The 19,487-nt window shown below is 39.1% G+C and carries 21 protein-coding genes; 15 read left to right on the forward strand and 6 right to left on the reverse strand.

Annotated features, from left to right (window positions below):
* The first annotated feature begins 91 nt into the window (after window positions 1–91).
* The 5 genes from alaS to IPM34_07370 are packed head-to-tail and all read left to right on the forward strand — an operon-like array spanning window position 92 to window position 6,276.
* A complete protein-coding gene (gene alaS, locus IPM34_07350; protein MBK8955355.1) occupies window positions 92–2,737 on the forward strand; it encodes an alanine--tRNA ligase in 2,646 nt (881 codons plus the stop codon).
* On the forward strand, window positions 2,734–3,027 hold the full coding sequence (locus IPM34_07355) for a hypothetical protein (protein MBK8955356.1): 294 nt from the start codon (window positions 2,734–2,736) through the stop codon (window positions 3,025–3,027). The genes alaS and IPM34_07355 overlap by 4 nt, the downstream gene beginning before the upstream one ends.
* A gap of 4 nt (window positions 3,028–3,031) precedes the next feature.
* A complete protein-coding gene (locus tag IPM34_07360) occupies window positions 3,032–4,003 on the forward strand; it encodes a Gfo/Idh/MocA family oxidoreductase (protein MBK8955357.1) in 972 nt (323 codons plus the stop codon).
* Window positions 4,000–4,860 carry a hypothetical protein gene (locus IPM34_07365; protein ID MBK8955358.1) on the forward strand — a complete coding sequence of 287 codons (861 nt, stop codon included), beginning with the start codon at window positions 4,000–4,002 and terminating at the stop codon, window positions 4,858–4,860. The genes IPM34_07360 and IPM34_07365 overlap by 4 nt, the downstream gene beginning before the upstream one ends.
* 3 nt (window positions 4,861–4,863) lie before the next feature.
* On the forward strand, window positions 4,864–6,276 hold the full coding sequence (locus tag IPM34_07370) for a sugar transferase (GenBank protein MBK8955359.1): 1,413 nt from the start codon (window positions 4,864–4,866) through the stop codon (window positions 6,274–6,276).
* Between the two features lie 95 nt (window positions 6,277–6,371).
* On the opposite strand, the gene IPM34_07375 is transcribed toward IPM34_07370, so the two are convergent.
* Window positions 6,372–7,550: an acetyl-CoA C-acyltransferase gene (locus IPM34_07375; protein ID MBK8955360.1), complete on the reverse strand. Its 1,179-nt coding sequence runs from the start codon at window positions 7,548–7,550 to the stop codon at window positions 6,372–6,374.
* 534 nt (window positions 7,551–8,084) lie between these two features.
* Between IPM34_07375 and IPM34_07380 the strand changes: the two genes are divergently transcribed.
* The gene (locus IPM34_07380; protein ID MBK8955361.1) at window positions 8,085–8,321 is read left to right on the forward strand and encodes a hypothetical protein; all 237 of its coding nucleotides are present in this window, start codon (window positions 8,085–8,087) and stop codon (window positions 8,319–8,321) included.
* A gap of 469 nt (window positions 8,322–8,790) precedes the next feature.
* Here IPM34_07380 and IPM34_07385 read toward each other — a convergent pair whose 3' ends face one another.
* Window positions 8,791–9,300 (reverse strand): hypothetical protein, encoded by a 510-nt coding sequence (locus IPM34_07385; GenBank protein MBK8955362.1) that lies wholly within the window; start codon window positions 9,298–9,300, stop codon window positions 8,791–8,793.
* 214 nt (window positions 9,301–9,514) lie between these two features.
* Here IPM34_07385 and IPM34_07390 point away from each other — a divergent pair, with 214 nt between their 5' ends.
* The 8 genes from IPM34_07390 to IPM34_07425 all read left to right on the forward strand — a co-directional run bounded on the left by IPM34_07390 (window position 9,515) and on the right by IPM34_07425 (window position 13,556).
* A complete protein-coding gene (locus IPM34_07390) occupies window positions 9,515–10,090 on the forward strand; it encodes a dihydrofolate reductase family protein (protein MBK8955363.1) in 576 nt (191 codons plus the stop codon).
* Complete coding sequence (locus tag IPM34_07395; protein MBK8955364.1) at window positions 10,091–10,516, forward strand: DUF1801 domain-containing protein; 426 nt, start codon at window positions 10,091–10,093, stop codon at window positions 10,514–10,516.
* A gap of 357 nt (window positions 10,517–10,873) precedes the next feature.
* On the forward strand, window positions 10,874–11,410 hold the full coding sequence (locus IPM34_07400) for a DUF2975 domain-containing protein (protein ID MBK8955365.1): 537 nt from the start codon (window positions 10,874–10,876) through the stop codon (window positions 11,408–11,410).
* 3 nt (window positions 11,411–11,413) lie between these two features.
* Window positions 11,414–11,626, forward strand: coding sequence for a helix-turn-helix transcriptional regulator (locus IPM34_07405; GenBank protein ID MBK8955366.1), 213 nt, complete (start codon window positions 11,414–11,416; stop codon window positions 11,624–11,626).
* A 4-nt stretch (window positions 11,627–11,630) separates the two neighbouring features.
* A complete protein-coding gene (locus IPM34_07410) occupies window positions 11,631–12,014 on the forward strand; it encodes a VOC family protein (protein ID MBK8955367.1) in 384 nt (127 codons plus the stop codon).
* A complete protein-coding gene (locus tag IPM34_07415) occupies window positions 12,014–12,454 on the forward strand; it encodes a DUF1801 domain-containing protein (GenBank protein ID MBK8955368.1) in 441 nt (146 codons plus the stop codon). The genes IPM34_07410 and IPM34_07415 overlap by 1 nt, the downstream gene beginning before the upstream one ends.
* 95 nt (window positions 12,455–12,549) lie before the next feature.
* Window positions 12,550–13,113 carry a Crp/Fnr family transcriptional regulator gene (locus IPM34_07420; GenBank protein MBK8955369.1) on the forward strand — a complete coding sequence of 188 codons (564 nt, stop codon included), beginning with the start codon at window positions 12,550–12,552 and terminating at the stop codon, window positions 13,111–13,113.
* Window positions 13,114–13,181: 68 nt separating this feature from the next.
* Window positions 13,182–13,556, forward strand: coding sequence for a DoxX family protein (locus IPM34_07425; GenBank protein ID MBK8955370.1), 375 nt, complete (start codon window positions 13,182–13,184; stop codon window positions 13,554–13,556).
* Window positions 13,557–13,794: 238 nt separating this feature from the next.
* Here the strand turns inward: IPM34_07425 and IPM34_07430 are convergent, their stop codons facing one another.
* From IPM34_07430 to IPM34_07440, 3 genes are read right to left on the reverse strand one after another with little or no spacing between them, the layout of a single operon-like run.
* Window positions 13,795–14,529, reverse strand: a complete 735-nt coding sequence (locus IPM34_07430; GenBank protein ID MBK8955371.1) for a hypothetical protein — start codon at window positions 14,527–14,529, stop codon at window positions 13,795–13,797.
* Between the two features lie 46 nt (window positions 14,530–14,575).
* Entirely contained in the window at window positions 14,576–15,655 is a 1,080-nt protein-coding gene (locus IPM34_07435) for a M42 family metallopeptidase (protein MBK8955372.1), read from the reverse strand.
* A complete protein-coding gene (locus IPM34_07440; protein MBK8955373.1) occupies window positions 15,652–16,305 on the reverse strand; it encodes an orotate phosphoribosyltransferase in 654 nt (217 codons plus the stop codon). Before IPM34_07440 ends, IPM34_07435 begins: the two co-directional genes overlap by 4 nt.
* A 3-nt stretch (window positions 16,306–16,308) precedes the next feature.
* Between IPM34_07440 and IPM34_07445 the strand changes: the two genes are divergently transcribed.
* Complete coding sequence (locus IPM34_07445; GenBank protein ID MBK8955374.1) at window positions 16,309–16,965, forward strand: NUDIX domain-containing protein; 657 nt, start codon at window positions 16,309–16,311, stop codon at window positions 16,963–16,965.
* A 304-nt stretch (window positions 16,966–17,269) separates the two neighbouring features.
* Here IPM34_07445 and IPM34_07450 read toward each other — a convergent pair whose 3' ends face one another.
* The gene (locus IPM34_07450) at window positions 17,270–19,471 is read right to left on the reverse strand and encodes a TonB-dependent receptor (GenBank protein MBK8955375.1); all 2,202 of its coding nucleotides are present in this window, start codon (window positions 19,469–19,471) and stop codon (window positions 17,270–17,272) included.
* Window positions 19,472–19,487 lie beyond the last annotated feature (16 nt).

Below are 19,487 nucleotides of genomic sequence, written 5' to 3' on the forward strand. Positions count from 1 at the left end.
TTTGGACCTATAAAAAGTTTATAAATTCTTGTTAAATATATAATTATCAATAAATTAGCACTTTAAATATATATAATACTTTTAATATAATATGGATTCCCGTAACATTCGCCAAACATTTTTAGACTTTTTTGAAAAACATCAGCATAAAATTGTGCCCTCTGCTCCTATAGTGGTTAAAAATGACCCGACCTTGATGTTCACAAATGCGGGAATGAACCAATTTAAAGATTATTTTCTGGGGAATCAACAGGCACAGTATAAAAGGATTGCGGATAGTCAGAAATGTCTGAGAGTTAGCGGCAAACATAATGATCTCGAAGAAGTCGGAACCGACGGTTACCATCATACGATGTTTGAAATGCTTGGTAACTGGTCCTTTGGCGACTATTTTAAAGAACAGGCGGTAGAAATGGCCTGGAAACTACTTACAGAAGTCTATGGGCTTCAGAAAGACCGGTTGTATGTTTCTGTTTTTGGTGGCGATAACAAAGAAGGTCTTCAGCAAGACGAGGAAGCCATTTCCTGTTGGAAAAAATGGGTAGCCGAGGACAGGATCCTATGTTTTGGAAAAAAAGACAACTTTTGGGAAATGGGCGATACGGGTCCTTGCGGACCTTGTTCGGAAATTCATTACGATATCCGAAGTGATGATGAGCGCCGGAATGTCGAAGGAGCTGAACTCGTCAATGCGGGCACACCGGAAGTAATTGAAATCTGGAATCTCGTGTTTATTCAATTCAACAGAAAGGCCAACGGACAACTCGAAGAATTACCTGATAAACATATCGATACGGGAATGGGTTTTGAACGACTGGCGATGGTCTTGCAGCATAAAAAGGCCAGTTACGACACAGATATTTTTAATCCATACATCAGATATATTTCAGAATTTACCGGAATTCCTTATGGAGCAAGCTATGATGCTGCGGCCCAATCAGATCTCGCCATGCGGGTTATCTCGGATCATATCCGTGCTGTATGTTTTGCAATTGCCGATGGAACATTGCCTTCCAACACAGGTCCCGGGTATGTGATTCGCAGGATCTTAAGAAGAGCCGTGAGGTATTCCTATTCATTCCTCAACATTAAAGATCCGTTCCTTTTCAGGTTGGTTCCTATTTTGGTCGATCAGATGGGGGATGTTTATAACGAACTTAAAGCTCAGATCAAACTCATTGGGAATGTACTCATGGAAGAAGAAGCTTCCTTTCTAAGAACCCTGGAAGGTGGTTTGCGAAAACTAGAAGTTATAGATAAATCTTCCGGAAAAATATCCGGCAAACTTGCGTTTGAACTTTACGATACTTACGGTTTTCCATTTGACCTGACCCAATTGATTGCCAGGGAGAATCATTGTATTGTTGATGAGAGCGAATTCAATGAAGCCATGCTTCAACAAAAAGAGAGGTCCCGATCTGATGCAAAAAAAGAATATTCAGATTGGAATGTGGTCCACGATGGCAGCACCCATTTTGTAGGGTATGATACCGACACCGTTGAATCGACAAAACTCCTGCGATGGAGAAAGTTGGACATAAAAGGACAGACTGTTTATCAAATGGTATTTGAAACCACACCTTTTTATCCGGAAGGTGGAGGACAGGTTGGCGATACCGGTATAGCAGTTTTTGAGGATGCTGTAATTGAGATTTCCGATACCGTCAAAGAAAATGAACTCATACTTCATGTAGCTAGCAGTCTGCCACAAAAATTGGATCAAACTGTTGGTTTGAAAATAAACGCATACCGGAGAAATCTGATTGAAAACAACCACAGTGCAACACATTTGCTTCATGCAGCTTTGAGGAAAGTCCTGGGTAGTCATGTGCAGCAGAGAGGTTCACTGGTTCAGGATGGATATTTGAGATTCGACTTTTCACATTTTCAAAAAATGGATGAAGAATCTATTCTCCATGTTGAACGTCTGGTCAATGAAAAAATCAGAGAAAACATTGTCAGGGAAGAACGAAGATCTGCTCCTATAGAAGAAGCTAAAAGTTCCGGAGCGATGATGCTTTTTGGTGAAAAGTATGGAGAAAAAGTTCGAATGATCACATTTGACCCTTCTTATTCGATAGAATTATGTGGGGGTTGCCATGTAGATACAACCGGACAGATTGGATTCTTTAAAATTGTTTCGGAAACAGCGATTGCAGCAGGCATAAGAAGAATAGAGGCAGTTACATCGGTTGAAGCCGAAAAGTTGATCTATGAGCAATTTAAGCAAATGCATGAAATCCGGAACTTATTGAAAAATCCGAAAGAACCCGTTGAAGCTTTACAGCAATTGCTCGACGAACATAAAACTTTAAACAAACAAATACAAGAACTCAAAGAAACTCAGGCCGCTGTTTTAAAGCAACAGTTGATAACGAAAAGTGAAAAAATGGGTGGAATCAGGACTTTGTTTGAATGCATTACGATTGACGATGGCAAAATTGCAAAGGCCTTGATTTATCAACTTGGGAAGGAAATGGAACCAGCGGTTGTGGTTTTTGGTTTTGTTGAAAACGATAAACCACAGTTGATGTGTTTGATATCAGATTCCTTGGTTAAATCTCATGGTTTAAATGCATCTCTATGGATCCGGGAGGCAGCCAAAGAAATTGAAGGCGGCGGCGGAGGTCAGGCATTTTTTGCTACGGCTGGTGGAAAAAAAGTGGTTGGACTGGAACAAGCCATCCTGAAAGCAAAACAGATCATTAGTGCCCAACTTAGCAATTTGAATTCATGATAAAAGCGATCGTTTATATCTTTTGCATATTTGCATTGTTTGTCGGATTCAACATGTATATCCGTATAAAAACGTTTAAATTTTACAGACAGCTGGTCGACCGGCGAATTCAGTTTCATTTTAAAGATATCTTCAGCTCGCGCAGGTGGGGGCAAGTATTAGAACACTATCCAAAGGATGTAGAACTTCTGAATCAATTCAGAAGGCATATGCTTACCACCGGAGTGTTGTTTGTAGGTGTTATAGTAGCTGTCCTGGTTTTACTTTTTTTGATGAGAAACATCCGTTAGTTTCATGTCTTCTGAAAAACTAAAGATCGGGCTGCTGGGTGCAGGACATTTAGGAAAGATTCATTTAAAATGTCTGATGGAGTTGCCGCAATGGGATCTGGTTGGATTTTATGATATATCCGCTCAAACCAGAGCAGAGGTCGAAAAGTTATTTGGTTTAAAGGCTTTCGACAATGTCGAAGCGTTGATCGAAAAATGCGATGCACTCGATATTGTATCATCGACTTCGGCACACGCCTCTTTAGCAACTTCAGCCATAAAAGCAAGGAAGCATTGCTTTATTGAAAAACCGGTGAGCAGTACCCTGGAAGAGGCCATTGAATTGCAGAAATTATCGGAATCCTATAAGGTGAATGTTCAAATTGGCCATGTGGAAAGATTTAATCCGAGTTTTGCAGCAGTGAGGCCATTTATCAAAAATCCTCGATTTATTGAGGCCCATCGTTTGTCTAGTTTTAATCCGAGAGGTCGCGATGTTTCTGTTGTTCACGACATCATGATACACGATCTCGATCTGATTTGCCTGATGGCCAATAGTCCGCTAAAAGACCTGAAGGCAAACGGAGTTTCTTTGGTGAGCCCCTTACCCGACATTTGCAATGCCCGCATTGAGTTTGAAAGCGGATTGGTATGTAATGTTACCGCAAGCCGGATTTCTATGAAACAAATGCGCAAACTCAGGATCTTTCAGGAAGATGCCTACATCAGTTTAGACATGCTTGACAAGGAAGCTCAGGTTATCAGATTGGTGGATGAACCGCAGGACAATACTATTGAAATTGATACCCATAAGGGTATGAAATACATCAGTCTCGTGCAGCCTGAGATTAAAAATTTCAATGCAATTGTCGAAGAATTAAAATCTTTTCATAAAAGCATCGTTAATGATGAAGTTCCGGAGGTTAATTTACTTGAAGGAATTCAGGTGATGACTCTGGTCCAGGCTATTACGAAGCAAATCGACCAAAACCAATGACCTTATCCCTGTATCGCATTCTGTGCATTTCGAGTTTATGGATCTGGACTTCCTGTGATGCAGATCAAGAACCACCACCGGCCTACATTCAAGTAAATCCATTCGAGTTTGAGATAAAACCTGGAGAAGGCACAGCCAGACAACAGATATCCGATGCATGGATTTATATCGACAACCAGTACATTGGGGCATATCAACTACCTGCGACTTTACCCGTTATCGGAAACGGATTACTTGAAATCCTGATCCAGCCCGGGTATCGCGAAAACGGCCAAATCACACACCCGGCGCGGTATGATTTGCTTGAGCCATATGTTTCCAGCGCATTGTTTGATCCCCTGGAAACCACGCATATTGTTCCAAAAACAGCGTACCAGAGTGGTTTGAAATTTACATTTCTCGAAGAATTCGAAGGGATTCATTTTCTAAACATAGATCGCGATGGAAATTCTGAAACTAAAATTTTATTAAGTACCGTAGAAGAAGCTTTTGAAGGATTGCGTTCCGGGGTTATCGAATTAACCAATGAAAGAAAATCATTGCTGGCGGTATATGACATTGAAAAGCAAATCCCTCAAAGCCCTGACGCGATAATTCTAGAGCTTCATTTCAAATCGGATATTCCGTTTTCAATCGGATTTATTGGCAATAAGGGTGCCCTTGGAGAAGATTATCTGATCAACGCTACACTGTTGCCCAAAAAAAATTGGACCAAGGCATACTTTAATTTCAGGGATATTATCAATGATTCGAATGCAAATTCCTACCGGCTGGCAATTTCAGCAAATTATCGTTCCGATACAGCAATTGCAGTACAAAGGATATTATTGGATAACATCAAAGTGATTCACCGGTAATCCATGTTTAAAAGAAAGGAAAATTTAATTTACCAGGCTGGAGATTTTCTTCTTTCATTGACAGCATGGTACTTATTTGTCCAATACCTGTCAGCAAATAATTTTATTGATTCGGGAGTTTCGGATTCATTTGAACTTTTTCTTTACTCGGGTTTGATTTTGGTGCCATCGTGTTGGGCTGTACTTTACATACTCACAGAACAATATCGCGATGTTTACCGGTTGTCGAGGTGGTCTGTCTTTTCACAGACATTGATTTCGTCAATTATTGGCAGTTTAATCATGTTTTTTATTCTTCTTGCCAATAAAAATATTCAATTCGACGGAAGATATTTTTCGGCAATTGCCATTTACTTTTCCTTGCATTTTGGGCTGGTTGTTTTGTTCAGGTTGGTTTACCTGACCTATGTAAGCAATCGCCTGAAAAAAGGATTGGTTGGATTTAATACCATTATTATTGGAGGCGATCAGAGTGCTGTTAAATTATTCAGAGAGATCAGTTCTCTTCATTATTCACTGGGTCATAAATTTTTAGGATTTATTCATTCAAACGGTTCGAGTTCAAATGATCTTGTTCAATACCTGCCCGAGCTGGGTGGTTTGAAGGATATTGAATCAGTCATCCGCAATCTCAATATAGAAGAAGTGATCATTGCAATTGAATCGACCGAACACGAAAAATTAAAATCAATTTTGGATGTGCTGTTTGAATTCGGCGACCGGCTCATCATACGCACCATTCCCGATACTTATGACATATTGTTGGGAACTGTAAGGTTAAATCATTTGTATGGTGCCATCCTTATTGAAGTCCGGCAGGAGATTATGCCCAAGTGGCAAATTGTTTTTAAAAGAGTCCTGGATCTAACCGTTAGTATCATTGCGTTGATCGTCCTGTTGCCTTTGATCAGCTATATTTATCTGAGGTCGCGATTGTCTTCCCGAGGATCGGTAATTTATAGTCAGGAACGCATTGGATTAAATGGCAAGCCATTTCAAATTTATAAGTTTCGTTCCATGAACATGGGTGCAGAAGAAAATGGGCCGCTGTTGTCTTATGAAGGTGATCCGCGAATTACTCCCTGGGGTTCGGTTCTCAGGAAATGGAGACTGGATGAAATTCCGCAGTTTATCAATGTGATCAAAGGAGACATGTCTTTAGTTGGGCCAAGACCGGAGCGAAAATATTTCATCGATCAGATCATGCAAAATGCCCCACACTACAAACATCTGTTAAAAGTAAGACCAGGAATCACTTCCTGGGGACAAGTAAAATTTGGTTACGCCTCTTCGCTCGAAGAAATGATGAAGCGATTGGAATACGATATTCTTTACATCGAGAACCGATCGCTGGGACTGGATTTTAAAATCATGTTTTATACCGTGGCAGTTTTGATTCAGGGGAAAGGAAAGTGAGGGCAGTTAGCAGTTGGCAGTTAGCAGTTGGCAGTTAGCAGTTTGTTGGTTCACCTCCCAAGTTCCTACTGAGAACTGCCAACTAAAAACTATCCTTACACCAACTCCACCACCATCGCAGACGCACCACCACCTCCGTTGCAGATAGCAGCGAGTCCATATCGGGCATTGTTTTGTTGCAAAATATTGAGAAGAGATATAACAATTCTCGAACCGGATGATCCCAGTGGATGACCCATGGAGACGGCACCTCCATGTATATTCATGATCTCGGGGTTTGTTTTCATTATTTGTTGGAAAGCAATCGGTACGACTGAAAATGCTTCGTTGACTTCGATGAAGGAGATATCGTTCCAGCTTAATCCTGCACGCTTTAGTACTTGTGAAGCAGCCAGGGTGGGGCTGGTTGTAAACCATTCAGGTGCTTGTTCTGCATCTGCACTGGCAACGATTCGGGCCAATGGTTTTAAACCGAGTTCTTTAAGTTTTTGTCCGCTCATAAGTACAAGTGCAGAAGCTCCGTCGTTGATGGTAGATGCGTTTGCTGCAGTTACCGTGCCTTCACTTCCGAAACTGGGTTTGAGAGATGCTATTTTAGAAAAATCAACTTTGCGGATTTCTTCGTCCTCAGCAAATAAAACCGGATCTCCTTTTTTTTGCGGAATGGGAATGGGTGTGATTTCATTTTTTAATTTCCCTTCATCCGTTGCTTTTTGTGCCAACTGATACGATCTGATTGCGTAAGCGTCCTGGGCATCGCGCGAAATTCCGTAGTGCGCTGCAGTTGCATCTCCACAATTGCCCATGGCTTTGTGGTTGTAGGCATCTGATAATCCATCTCTTTGAAGACCGTCGATGAACTGGCTATGTCCGTATTTGGCACCCCAACGCATGGATGATGCATAAAACGGAATATTTGACATGCTTTCCATTCCTCCTGCGAGAATGATATCGGCATGCCCTAGTTGAATAGCTTGCGCTGCCAGATCAATGGCTTTCATGCCTGAAGCACATACTTTATTGACCGTTGTACAAACAGTCGATGGTTGAAGTCCACTACCCAAAGCGACCTGTCTCGCAGGTGCCTGCCCCAGATTTGCAGAACATACATTCCCCATCCAAACTTGTTCGATCAAGGATTTATCTATTCCGGACTTTTCTATGGCTGCTTGTGCTGCATGGATGCCAAGTTGAATGGCACTGAAACCAGCCAGGGTGCCACCAAAACTTCCCATGGGTGTTCTTGCCATCGAAACGATATATACTTCATTCATCTTTTCTTCATTTTAAAGGGCGCAAATATAGAACGGCTTGCATAGATTATAACAAATGGAACAAGAAATGGATTAAAAATTTCCTAACTCGCTGAGCGTGAAATGTGTGTGTTTTTAAAACATTAAAAATTGTATTACTCTTGACTATATTTTAAAATAATCTGCCTGGTGATGTTGACAATGCGTCACTAAGACTTAGATAAGAATATACATGTCAATATTATTTAAATATAAAATATCCAATTCTGAAACGAATTACTAAAAGCTTTCTTAGTACGACTGTAGTGTTCATCTCTTTGTCATTAAATAGCTGCTTTAAAGAACCAGTTTTCGAACCAGGATCACAGGGCTTTTGCAAGCCATGCCATACTGAAGTTGATTGTTGTTGCGGTTTAAAAGGTTATCCATTTTTAAATCAACAGGATGTTTATAGCAGATGCGCAGAGAGTTATACAAAATCATGCAAGATCTAAATCACATTTTGAAGCATTCAATCTTTATAAATTTTATTTATTCAAATTTTAAAACACATTTATGAAAAATTACTTCTTATTTTATCTTCTTTTAACTTCCTACATGCAGGCGTTTAGTCGGGAACCCATGCTAACAACTGATTTAAAAACGATTGAAATCAGAAAATCTAAATATTACAAACAAGGGATCCGTTTAATGGCTGGAAAGCCTCTTGAACTGGCATTGCACGTACAGCCCGAAACCATTACCAAAACACAAAGAGAAACATTTTGCAAAAAGGAAAGTGATAAAAAATGAATGGAAAAGGATTAATATTAATCTTGCTCATACCGATTATGGCGAACATTGCATTTAGACAAACCAAAAATTTGTAGATTATTGACACTTTAAACAAAATCCCAATTCAGTCTATGAGTTATCTAAAATAACGGCCAGGCCTGCAGCTAATGAAATTCTTTGCATTTTCTTCGGCATCCCTACCGCCAATGCAGTAGACAGAGGAAAAAGAATACTTAGATTAAGGCAAGCAAAAAAGCCGCATAATTCACATTAAATCTAAAGTTATAAAAATAACCCAGGCGGAGCTGTCTGAAAAAATACAGCTTTTCAACAATTATGACCTGCTTGTCAACATTCTATAAAAAATATTCCAGAATATTATTCTGTTTTCAAAAAATGGATTGATTAAGCTATGAATTTACCGAAATTCCCTAATTGAGTTATTTAAGCGATTTAATATAGATTTGTTATTGTATGTATGGATCCCTCATTGAACGCGCAACGAAAATCCGGCGGTTGCCTCGCCTTTTTGAGGATGTTGCAAAATTATTTTTTCAAATGCTATCTTATCACCCGGTTTCAATTCAGCTAAAAAATTTAAATTTTCTGTAGTAAATTGAGATCCCGGATTCGTTAACGTTTTGGTTGAACGTTTCGCTTTGAATAAAACCATTTGAAATGAGACTATTTTCCATTCATTTTCCCATTCGCGTTGATACTGGCCATTGCATCGAAATTCGAGGGAAGATAATTCTCTGATCTGGGAAACTGTTGCACTGCTTTCATTGGCAATAAATAGTTTAGCCGGTGAATCACATGGGTCGACATTCATGTAAACATTGTGGAATTTTAGTATTTTTATTTCTTCGACCTTGGTTTCCGTATCAAAAGTGATGATCGTATCAACTCGCTCGGAAATTCCCGTTTCGCATTTTTGAGAAATGTTTTTGTCAATTGTGCATATGGATAAAATGATGAAAAGTTGAAGAGTTTTCATGCTGTAATAAATTGGATCATCACACAAGTTAACATTACTTTGTATCTACGGCAATTATATTTTTGCAGCTGTGGGCAAGGTCTGCAATCAATTTATTCTCCAGGCTTATCATTTGCACCTAATCTTTATATTTGCTTCACGCTTATGTTGCCTGCTAAGCAGATCATTGAAGGCATGACACAACTAACATGGACAACTTTAAATATAAAACTTTATGGGAAAAATAATTTCTTTTATGCACGTATCTCTTGACGGTTTTGTTGCAGGCCCAAATGGTGAAATGGACTGGATTAAAGCTGATCAGGAACTTTTTGATTATGTCGGTGCTCGGATTAGCAAGACCGATATAGCTTTATATGGACGCATAACCTATCAGCTGATGGAGAGTTATTGGCCGACTGCTGCCGACAAGGAGACGGCTACCCGTCACGAAATCGAACATTCCAGGTGGTATAAAAATGTGCACAAAGTCGTTTTATCCAAAACATTACAAGAAACAGGACTGAGCAATACGACCATTCTTAGCAACGAGCTTGCGGACAAAATCCATGAAATTAAGCTCCGGTCAGCGGAAGACATTCTGCTTTTTGGAAGTCCTACGGCAACGCATTCACTCATTCGACAGAACTTAATTGACGGCTACTGGTTGTTCCTGAATCCAATTATAATTGGACGCGGCTTTCCATTGTTTTCCGATATCGAAGATAGAATACAACTCAAACTTTTGCCAACTACCCGGCAATTTGCCTGCGGAGTAACGGAACTGAATTACGAGGTTGAAAGAGGGTAAATGACGGTACAGGAAAAAATCAAAGAGTATTTAAACAGCCTTGCGGATCCAAAACGTGTGGAAATGGAAGTCTTGCACCAACGTTTACTGCAGCTCATGCCAAATTGTAAATTATGGTTCTTGGACGGCAAAGATGAAAGCGGTAAAATTATTTCAAATCCGAATATAGGTTATGGACTTCAAACTATTAAGTATGCAAAGGGCCATAACAAGGAATTTTATCAAATTGGAATCAGTGCGAATACCACGGGAATTTCTGTGTATATTATCGGTATTGATGATAAAAAGTATTTGCCTGACACTTATGGAAAAATATTGGGCAAAGCAACTGTAACGGGATACTGCATTAAATTCAAATCACTGAAGGATATAAATATGGACGTGCTTGAATCGGCAATACGCGATGGTCTTGAAAAGACTCAATAATACCACAAGCAATGGTATCCAGGCAAGCTGGTAGCCTTCGGGAGGCCATCGAAAATTCATCGTACAAAGCAAGGGCTAACATTTTTAAGAAATGGCAAGAACGGGTTAAAGACTTTTATTCTTTCAGTCTACGGTTTTGCAATGGGGGAGTTTTCGGCTTCTCTTACAAGCTATTATAAGACTGGGTTCAGAATCCGATATACCGTGTTGCATGGGGAAAAACCAGTGCTTATCAATAAAATTAATGTCTTGATATTTAGTGAAATACGTTTAATATATAATAAAATATAATAAAAAAATATTGAAAAACAATAAATTTATTATACCTTTGTCCCGAACATTAAAATTGTAGTAAAAATGACAGCCACACATAATTTTGTTTTTAAAGCCTTGTACATAGTAGCCTGGCTCATTTTTGTAGGTTTATCCATAGAAGCCTGCGGTTTATTAGTCAATTTCTATTTCAGCCTGTACGAACCTGATTTTATCCAAAACCTTTATCAAAAGTTGGATTTAACCGGAATCTATAAAGATTCCAAATGGGCTTTCTTCGGTATTTACAGCCTCATTCTTTCCATCTCCATTTTAAAAGCTTTGCTGTTTTATGTTGTCATCAATCTCATGCACAGATTGGATTTATCAAAACCCTTTAACACCTTTGTTTCTAACCAAATTTCTCTAATGAGTTATTTCACCCTTTCAATTGGCATGTTAAGTTACATAAGCAGACAGTTTGTGAATAACTTAATGCATCGTGGTTTCAGTTTAGGCAACTTAGATGCATTTTTGGCAGACAGTCAGGCATTTATTTTAATGGGTGCAGTCATTTATATTATTGCTACTATTTTTAAAAAGGGAGTAGAACTTCAAAATGAAAACGAACTAACTGTATAAGCTATGCCGATTATTGTAAACTTAGACGTGATGATGGCGAAGCGAAAAATGTCGCTGAATGAGCTATCTGAAAAAGTGGAGCTTACCCTTTCCAACTTATCTATTTTAAAAACTGGAAAAGCAAAAGCGATTCGATTTAGTACGCTGGAATCCATATGTAAGGTTTTAGATTGCCAACCTGGTGATATTTTGGAATATGTTAACGATAAAAAGTAAGAATATGAATACTAAATTGACACATTTTGCGATTCACATTGACGATATGGAAAGAGCTAAGAATTTTTATGGTGAAGTTTTTAATTGGGGCTTCAATGCTTATGGTCAATCTGACTTTATGCAGATACAATCCAATAAGTCGGATACCGGAGAAATAGTAGGTGCCTTACAATCGAGAATTTATGCCCCTGTTCCTGATAAGATCATTGGCTTGGAATGCACTTTTAATGTCGAGGATATTGACGACACCATCGAACGAGTTAAAAGTTATGGAGGAAAAATGCTTATGCCTAAGACAGTTATTCCAAATGTGGGTTGGATTGCAAAGTTTTTAGATACAGAAGGAAACCTGATTTGTGCAATGCAATACGATTCTAAAGCAAGTTGATGGAAACTTTCCGACCCATTCATCAGGACTTCCAATTTTTTTTGAGTTTCAAAAACCAGGAAATCATAGACGTGTTTAACGACTTACGGCATTACGTATTAGACGTTTACCCTGACTGTAACGAACTTTTATACCAGACGCATGCTTTGACATCGGTTTTTTCAATCTCAGAGAAGCTTAGCGATGCTTTTTGTATGATACCCATTTACACAAATCATCTGAATTTGGGTTTTAATAAAGGAACTCTTTTAAAAGATCCTCATAAACTCTTGAAAGGAACTGGTAATTTAATCAGACATATAAGTGTAAAAAAGGCTGATGACTATAGAAATCCCAAAGTAAAAGCTTTGATTCTGGAAGCGATTGAATTTGCAATAGCAGATATGGCTAAGCCGGGTCAAACCATTGGTAAAACAATTTCAAAAATCAAAAGGAAGTAAATGAAGATGGTCCGGAAGTATTTTATTGGATTATTATTTTAGGCACAAGCCTGGTTTGTATATTGTTTTAATTGGAAAAGATAAAGTATTCATTGATGGACAATTTTTTTAAGGCAATAGCCCGATTTGCCAACTTATCGGGAGAGGCAAAAAGAGACCTTGGTGATCAATTGAGGAGATTGGAATTTCCTAAAGGACATATTCTATTGCATCAGGATAAAATTTGCAACCACCTTTATTTTGTACATTCGGGTCTTGTTAGAACTTACTATTTAAAAGAAGGCAAAGATGTTACCGATTGGTTCAGTTTTGAAAATTCTTTTGCCTGTTCTCCAATCAGCCTCATAAACAGGCAAACCGACAGAAGGGCATTAGAGCTGTTGGAACATTCTATTCTATTATCTATACATTACGATAGTATAGAAAGTCTTTGCCAAAAGCACCACAACATTGAAACTTTTTTCCGACGATTAGTGAATTTCAGCCTGGTACAAATGCTCCAGAAATTGGATGCTTTGCATTTTACAACGGCCCTTCAACGATATAAAACCTTAATGGAAACAAACCCTACGATTATCCATCGCGTTCCATTGGGAATGATTGCCTCTTACCTTGGGATAACGCAGGAAACATTAAGCAGGATTCGTGCTCAAGTATGATTTTTTGACATATATCAAATGGATCCTGATGCTGCTGCTGCAATTTTGCACGTATAAACATTTCAGGTATGAATACTATTCTTTGGATATTTCAGGCCATAATGGCTTTGACCTTTATCATTCCGGGCATAGCCAAATTAATTTATCCGGTTCCTAAATTGGTCGACAAAGGGATGACTGGTGTGGAGGGCTTATCTCCATCATTGGTTATTTTCATTGGCATTTCCGAAATACTGGGCGCAATCGGACTGATACTTCCCGAATATTTAGCCATACTTCCGGTTTTAACGGTTGTTGCTTCAATTTGCTTAGGTCTCATTATGATACCCGCTGCAATAATCAGTTTTAAAAGGCAGGAGTATAAAAGGATTGTCATCAATATCATTATATTTTTCATCTGCATGTTCATTGCATGGGGTAGAGCGGCTTTGTTGCCGGATTGATTTCATACTAAATCAAAGAAATTTATATTTTTAGGGCTTAAGTACAAGTAAGGCAAAATGGATAATCCATATTTGGCTTAACGAGCACCTATCGGAATTGAATTGATACCATTTGCGATATGAATCGTTACTTCCCAATGAATCTGAACTTTATCTTGGATATGGCTTAACATTAAAATGGATAGCTACCAATCTTTTCAAAATTGGTTTTTTACATGGAACACTAGATAAAATTCAATTAAAGGGAAAGTTTGATGACCAGAAAGATATCAGGATTGAATGGAAATCTTGTACCTGACCGAAGTAAATAAGTGTTTAAAAATATAAAATAAAAACAGTAAATGACAAAGAGGGAAAGGAGATTCCAGCACGATTTCCAGTTCATGTAAACCATAAAACATTCAAGAATCAGGCTTAGCACAAACAAAATCAGAATCACCGATTTTAAAGATTTTAATAAAAAGTGATTGCTGAAGGTTTTGTGTCCGAAGCTCAGGTCATCGAGACGGTCTCTGTAATCAAACAACAAACTTTGAGCCAGCAAAATGAAAAAAAAATCAACCGAATAAATCAGTCTTTTTTCAAATGTACTATGGATGTCTCCAAAAGTATAAAACAAAAGCAGTACCCAACAGGTGCAAATGCAAATATTTTTAACAAGTGGAATGTTTCTGAATAAATAGAAACGCGAATGATTGTGATAAAGGAGTCCGATGACTGTAAGGGTGAATAAGATTACTTGTGATTGCTGATTAAATTGATGGAAGAAATAATAAGCCGGGATGAATAGTGCAGCTAAGAGGATCCAGTCATACATACCTGTATTTCCATTTCTGTTGTAATGAAAATGAAAACAAATTTGCTTTTGATAAAAGTATGCAGCAAATGTAGTTAAGGATGTAAAAGTATATACAGACAGAGATAGAGATTCGAATGCAAAAATGTTGTTGACCTGAAACAGGAGGGTGGGCAAAAGTATTGCGTAAAAAAGGGAACTGCGAATCGCGTTCGTCCTTCTCTTAGAAATACTTAAAACTCTGTTTGGGATCAATGCTTAACAAGACTTCGTAAATAAGTTTGATGACATTTTCAATATCATCTATGCTGGCTGTTTCAACAGTAGTGTGCATATAACGAAGCGGTACTGAAATGAGCACAGACGGAACACCTCCATTTGAATAGGCAAAGGCATCGGTATCTGTACCCGTAGTTCTCGAAGCAGCATTGCGTTGAAACGGAATTTTCTTTCTTTCCGCAGTTTTGATGACGAGATTTTGGAAAATATTGTGCACCGGTGGCGCATAACACAATACAGGCCCTAAACCACATTTGATGGAACCCTGTTCTTTGGTTTTTAGCATCGGTGTATGGGTGTCGTGTGTTACATCCGTCACAATAGCCAGATTGGGTTTAATGGTTTGCGCGATCATTTCTGCTCCCCGCAATCCGATTTCTTCCTGGACCGAATTTACGATATAGAGAGAATACGGAAGTTTAACTTTATTCTTTTTTAACAGGCGGGCCACCTCTGCGATGCAAAAACCACCAATCCGGTTGTCCAAAGCCCTTCCACAGTAGTACTTTTCGTTGAGTTTGAAGAGTTCGTCTTCGTAAGTGATGCAGCAGCCAACATGAATTCCCATGCCTTCAACTTCGGCTTTGTCCTTGGCGCCTACATCGATAAAAATATTTTCCAGGGTTGCAGTAAGGTTGGTATCATTGCCTTTGCGGGTATGTATAGCAGGCCAACCGAAAACACCTCTTACTTTTCCTTTGGGTGTATGGATGATCACTCTTTTTGACGGAGCAATGCTTTGATCTATACCGCCGTTGCGGATCACGTAAATAAATCCATCATCGGTAATGTAATTTACCATCCACGAGATCTCGTCGGAATGGCCTTCAATGACTACCCTGAATGCTTTACCCGGATTTACAATGCCGTATAAGGTTCCATAAGGATCGAGGCTCCAGGCATTTAAGTAGGGCTTGATGTATTGTAACCAAATTTTCTGCCCTTCAGATTCGTGGCCGGTCGGCGAAGGATTGTTGAGGTATTTATGTAAAAATTCTTCCGCGGATTTGCTTATAATTTTCATATGGTTAGCTGCTTTAGCTGGTAGTCTTCAGACCACTTTTGTGGATCTAAATTCCAGCTTTTGAGATTTTCATATTCGTTTGAAGTAATTATTTTATGTAGCAAAGCCTGTTCCAATAATGCTGTAAAATGACTTAAACTTTGAAATTTTAGCGATTTTTCTGCAAATTTTTGTTTTGCAATCCCGAATTCGTACTGAAATATAGCCAAAACCCCTTCAATTTGAAATCCTCCCGCGAGAATTGCCTGACAAGCTTCTATGGAACTCCCCCCGGTGGATATCAGGTCTTCGATTACGAGCACTTTGGCTCCGGGCTCAAGATGTCCTTCAATCATATTCTTCAAACCATGCTCTTTGGGCTTACTCCTTACATAACAGAAAGGCAAGTTCAGGTGTTCTGCCAGTAATGCTCCCCATGCTATTCCGGCTGTTGCTACACCTGCTATAGCTCCGGTGTCTGGATATTGATTTGCCAAGCTGACAAATCCATCGACAATTTCACTGCGAATCTTAGGGTAGGACAAGACTTTGCGATTATCGCAATAAATTGGAGATTTAAGTCCTGAGGCCCAGGTGTACGCCTGTCCAGGATTTAACTTTACGGATTGGATTTCCAGAAGTCGATCCGCTATCTTGTGGGCTATTGTCATTTTATGTCGAAGAGGAGGCAAATTTACGAAATTCAAATTAATGATCATTGCCTGGTATTAACGGGCAAACATAGTTTGGAGCAGAATGAATTGGTAAAACACCGCATTGTAATGCCCTATATGGGAAACAAGAAAACGCTGTTTCAGTACCTCGATATGCTTGAGAAATCTAACCGGTTTGAAGAAGTTGTACTCGAAAGCGAGGACCCATCTAAAATCTTTATCGATTTAAGAAGTATATGCAACTGGGTTCCTGCTGCGGGTGGGATTATTCATCGCCAGGATGGGAAGGTGCTTTTGATTTTCAGAAAAAAAATATGGGACCTGCCCAAAGGCAAAGTTGACCCCGGTGAAAAATCAAGGCAAGCCGCGCTCAGAGAATGTAGGGAAGAAATTGGATTGAAGAACCTGGAACTCGAATGGAAACTAGGCAATACCTGGCATCTGTATCGCGAGATCAACAAATCGAGATCTTTAAAACGAACGAAGTGGTATGTTATCAAAGCCAATGATCCGGAAAATCTTAGCTTGCAGGCAGAAGAAGGCATCGAGCATGCCGATTGGTTTCATATCGACGATGCATTGAAATTGGAGCCGATGTATGAGAACATCAAACAGATGTTGGAGGCCTATAAGAAGAGCTTGAAGCGGGAAGCTTAAAGCAAAACGCCATTAGGAATATCTACCTAAAGAAAAAACATTTTAGACCTTTGTAGAGTTTTCTACGAGAAATTCATTTTGTTAATCCTCAATTCAAATCCACAAAGCACCTCGTAGCTTAAGATTCAAATTATTGATTTTAAGAATTTGGATCTTATACCATTATCCAAGAAAATATCCAACAACAATGCGGTTGAACCTGAATGTTGCCATATCCTTCTTAAGTCTTACAATATTGGTCTTAAATTTCAATAAACTAACATTCGTTAGTATCAAATGATTTTCCGTTTTTTGCTGCTCGTACTTATTTCTTGCCCGTAATTTTCCACTTTATGCCTACATAGGCTTTCCGTCCGGAGATGGGAGCGTATACTTCCGATGCATTGAAAAAATTGCCATAAGGATTGTCTGCCTGGATGATGGCATCGTGTTGGTTGTAAGCCAGTAAGTTTTCGCTGCCTGCATAGAATTCCCAAGGGCCCGAAGTAAAGGTAAGTTGTGATTGCAATAGCACATAATCCTCTGTAGGCGAGTGATGTCCATGCAATAAATCAGCAGGCACACCCTCCTTATCCGATAATCTCATTTTACCAACATAATTGGATGTAATGTTCCAAAGCCATTTCTTATCAGAGGTCTCAAGATCCATCGATAAAAGCGCCCGGTACTTTGGAGTCAACAATGCACTTCTATAGCCGGAATCGAATTGTACATCCGTTTGAGTAAATTTTCCGCCGGCCTTGAGATTCATGAATGAAAAAAACCGATAGGATAAAGTTAATATGGATTGAAATGCATTGGATTTTCCATCGAGGGCATAGATGTTAACTTCATTATAGTTTTTATCGAGATCCACTATAAGTTGTTGATTAAACCAGGTGTAATAGGCATCCATGTTGATCTCCAATTCTTTACTACCGACAAAAGGTTTTCCAACGATATTGATTCCGGTATTCCATGATTTTTCAATGGAAGGGGCGCCATTAATTACCCAGTTTTTTGAACTGGCCATGAGATGGGTATTTTCAGAAAAAATACGGGGTAAGCGATATCCTCTGCCTATAGAAGCCCGCATCGTCCAATCTTCAGCAAACAAATAACGAAGACTGGCTCTGGGCATCCAAATGGGTTTCGAATTTTCGATAAAATCGGCGTGTAAGCCCAATGTTGTAGTGATTTTATTATCGGGTCCAAGGCTGCTTCTGAAACTATGCTCCGCAAAAAGTGCCACAATCTTATACTTGTACTCCAAGCTTTTTCCATCAAACAGCTCCGAAGCATCATGCCATTTGAATTGCGGCCCCGCCATGATCTGATGATTTCCTGAACTAAAAGTGTGATTGTAAAGCAATTTTAAATGAATATTTTTTTCTGTAGCCTCAAAACTTCTGTTTCCATACAATGATTTTATTTTCGTGTATGCGATGTCGTAAATGGATCCAGTATTGTCATTGGGATCTGAAAATCCTACATAGCCTACATTTCCAAACAGATTAAAATAGCTTAATTCCTGTTGTATCAGGTATGGATTATTTTCAATCAATTGTCCGCTGGTTTTCTTTTCGTATAATGCCTGGGCATTGACCTGACCTTCAACAGTTTCGCTGAAAAAGATATTGCGGATCAATCCATTGATCCGATCGTTTTGCGGTTCATCCTGAAATCCATCGTGATTGTGATCCCTCTTTGTATTTTGAAGATTTCCGTTCAGGTATATCCCACTCGAACGCGCATGGTTCCATTGTTTGTTTAAATGCAAATTGGCTTCATATCGTCCGTGAGCATCTGCAAATAAATTGAAATATAACGGATGGTCTTCATAAGGTTTTTTAAGTTGCACGTTGATAGCACCGCTCATGCTTTGAACTCCTGTTTGTACACTGGATGCTCCTTTTAGGATGTCTACGCGATCCAGCCAGGTACCGGAAAGCAAATCGTAACCGAAGTTGCTGATTATTCCGGAATATGCCGGTCTGTTTTCGATGAGCAGTTGTGTGTAAATTCCTCGAAGCCCCAGAAACTGGATTTCTTTGGATCCCGTCACGGCGTTGGTGTAACTAACATCTACTGCGTTGCTGGTTTGAAAACTCTCTGAAAGGCTGCAGCATGCTGCTTTTCTAAATTCTTTTTTCTCCAGCGTTTCGATGTTTAAGGGATTTAATCTTGAAAATGAGTTGGAAGATCGTTCAGAGTTTACTTCCACACCGGATAATAACACGCCTTCCCTGAGTTTAAAAACTTCAAAGGAAAGTTCGTTTGAAACATTTATTGTATCCTTTTGAAATCCTGTATAACTAAGCACCAGGTGCTGATCTGTTTCTTTCCGATCGAGTTTAAAATAACCATTTTCGTTGGTTATGGTTCCTTTATTGGATTCGAGCCAGTAGACGCTTACCCCCACGAGGGTCTGATTTTTTTCATCGACCACATTCCCCATCAGAAACTGTGCCGAAAGATTATCGATACTAACAATTGTAAGTATGAAAGCAAGAATGATTTTGCCCATGATAAGTATAAAAATA

The sequence above is a fragment of the Saprospiraceae bacterium genome, assembly GCA_016716185.1.
GTDB lineage: Bacteria > Bacteroidota > Bacteroidia > Chitinophagales > Saprospiraceae > Vicinibacter.

Excerpts from the sequence above, each read along its gene's own strand:
- alaS (MBK8955355.1), top strand. The coding sequence starts at position 92 with ATGGATTCCCGTAACATTCGCCAAACATTTTTAGACTTTTTTGAAAAA.
- IPM34_07365 (MBK8955358.1), top strand. The coding sequence starts at position 4,000 with ATGACCTTATCCCTGTATCGCATTCTGTGCATTTCGAGTTTATGGATC.
- IPM34_07410 (MBK8955367.1), top strand. The coding sequence starts at position 11,631 with ATGAATACTAAATTGACACATTTTGCGATTCACATTGACGATATGGAA.
- IPM34_07415 (MBK8955368.1), top strand. The coding sequence starts at position 12,014 with ATGGAAACTTTCCGACCCATTCATCAGGACTTCCAATTTTTTTTGAGT.
- IPM34_07380 (MBK8955361.1), top strand. The coding sequence starts at position 8,085 with ATGAAAAATTACTTCTTATTTTATCTTCTTTTAACTTCCTACATGCAG.
- IPM34_07425 (MBK8955370.1), top strand. The coding sequence starts at position 13,182 with ATGAATACTATTCTTTGGATATTTCAGGCCATAATGGCTTTGACCTTT.
- IPM34_07385 (MBK8955362.1), bottom strand. The coding sequence starts at position 9,300 with ATGAAAACTCTTCAACTTTTCATCATTTTATCCATATGCACAATTGAC.
- IPM34_07395 (MBK8955364.1), top strand. The coding sequence starts at position 10,091 with ATGACGGTACAGGAAAAAATCAAAGAGTATTTAAACAGCCTTGCGGAT.
- IPM34_07450 (MBK8955375.1), bottom strand. The coding sequence starts at position 19,471 with ATGGGCAAAATCATTCTTGCTTTCATACTTACAATTGTTAGTATCGAT.
- IPM34_07390 (MBK8955363.1), top strand. The coding sequence starts at position 9,515 with ATGGGAAAAATAATTTCTTTTATGCACGTATCTCTTGACGGTTTTGTT.
- IPM34_07420 (MBK8955369.1), top strand. The coding sequence starts at position 12,550 with ATGGACAATTTTTTTAAGGCAATAGCCCGATTTGCCAACTTATCGGGA.
- IPM34_07370 (MBK8955359.1), top strand. The coding sequence starts at position 4,864 with ATGTTTAAAAGAAAGGAAAATTTAATTTACCAGGCTGGAGATTTTCTT.
- IPM34_07360 (MBK8955357.1), top strand. The coding sequence starts at position 3,032 with ATGTCTTCTGAAAAACTAAAGATCGGGCTGCTGGGTGCAGGACATTTA.
- IPM34_07440 (MBK8955373.1), bottom strand. The coding sequence starts at position 16,305 with ATGACAATAGCCCACAAGATAGCGGATCGACTTCTGGAAATCCAATCC.
- IPM34_07400 (MBK8955365.1), top strand. The coding sequence starts at position 10,874 with ATGACAGCCACACATAATTTTGTTTTTAAAGCCTTGTACATAGTAGCC.
- IPM34_07355 (MBK8955356.1), top strand. The coding sequence starts at position 2,734 with ATGATAAAAGCGATCGTTTATATCTTTTGCATATTTGCATTGTTTGTC.
- IPM34_07375 (MBK8955360.1), bottom strand. The coding sequence starts at position 7,550 with ATGAATGAAGTATATATCGTTTCGATGGCAAGAACACCCATGGGAAGT.
- IPM34_07405 (MBK8955366.1), top strand. The coding sequence starts at position 11,414 with ATGCCGATTATTGTAAACTTAGACGTGATGATGGCGAAGCGAAAAATG.
- IPM34_07445 (MBK8955374.1), top strand. The coding sequence starts at position 16,309 with ATGTCGAAGAGGAGGCAAATTTACGAAATTCAAATTAATGATCATTGC.
- IPM34_07435 (MBK8955372.1), bottom strand. The coding sequence starts at position 15,655 with ATGAAAATTATAAGCAAATCCGCGGAAGAATTTTTACATAAATACCTC.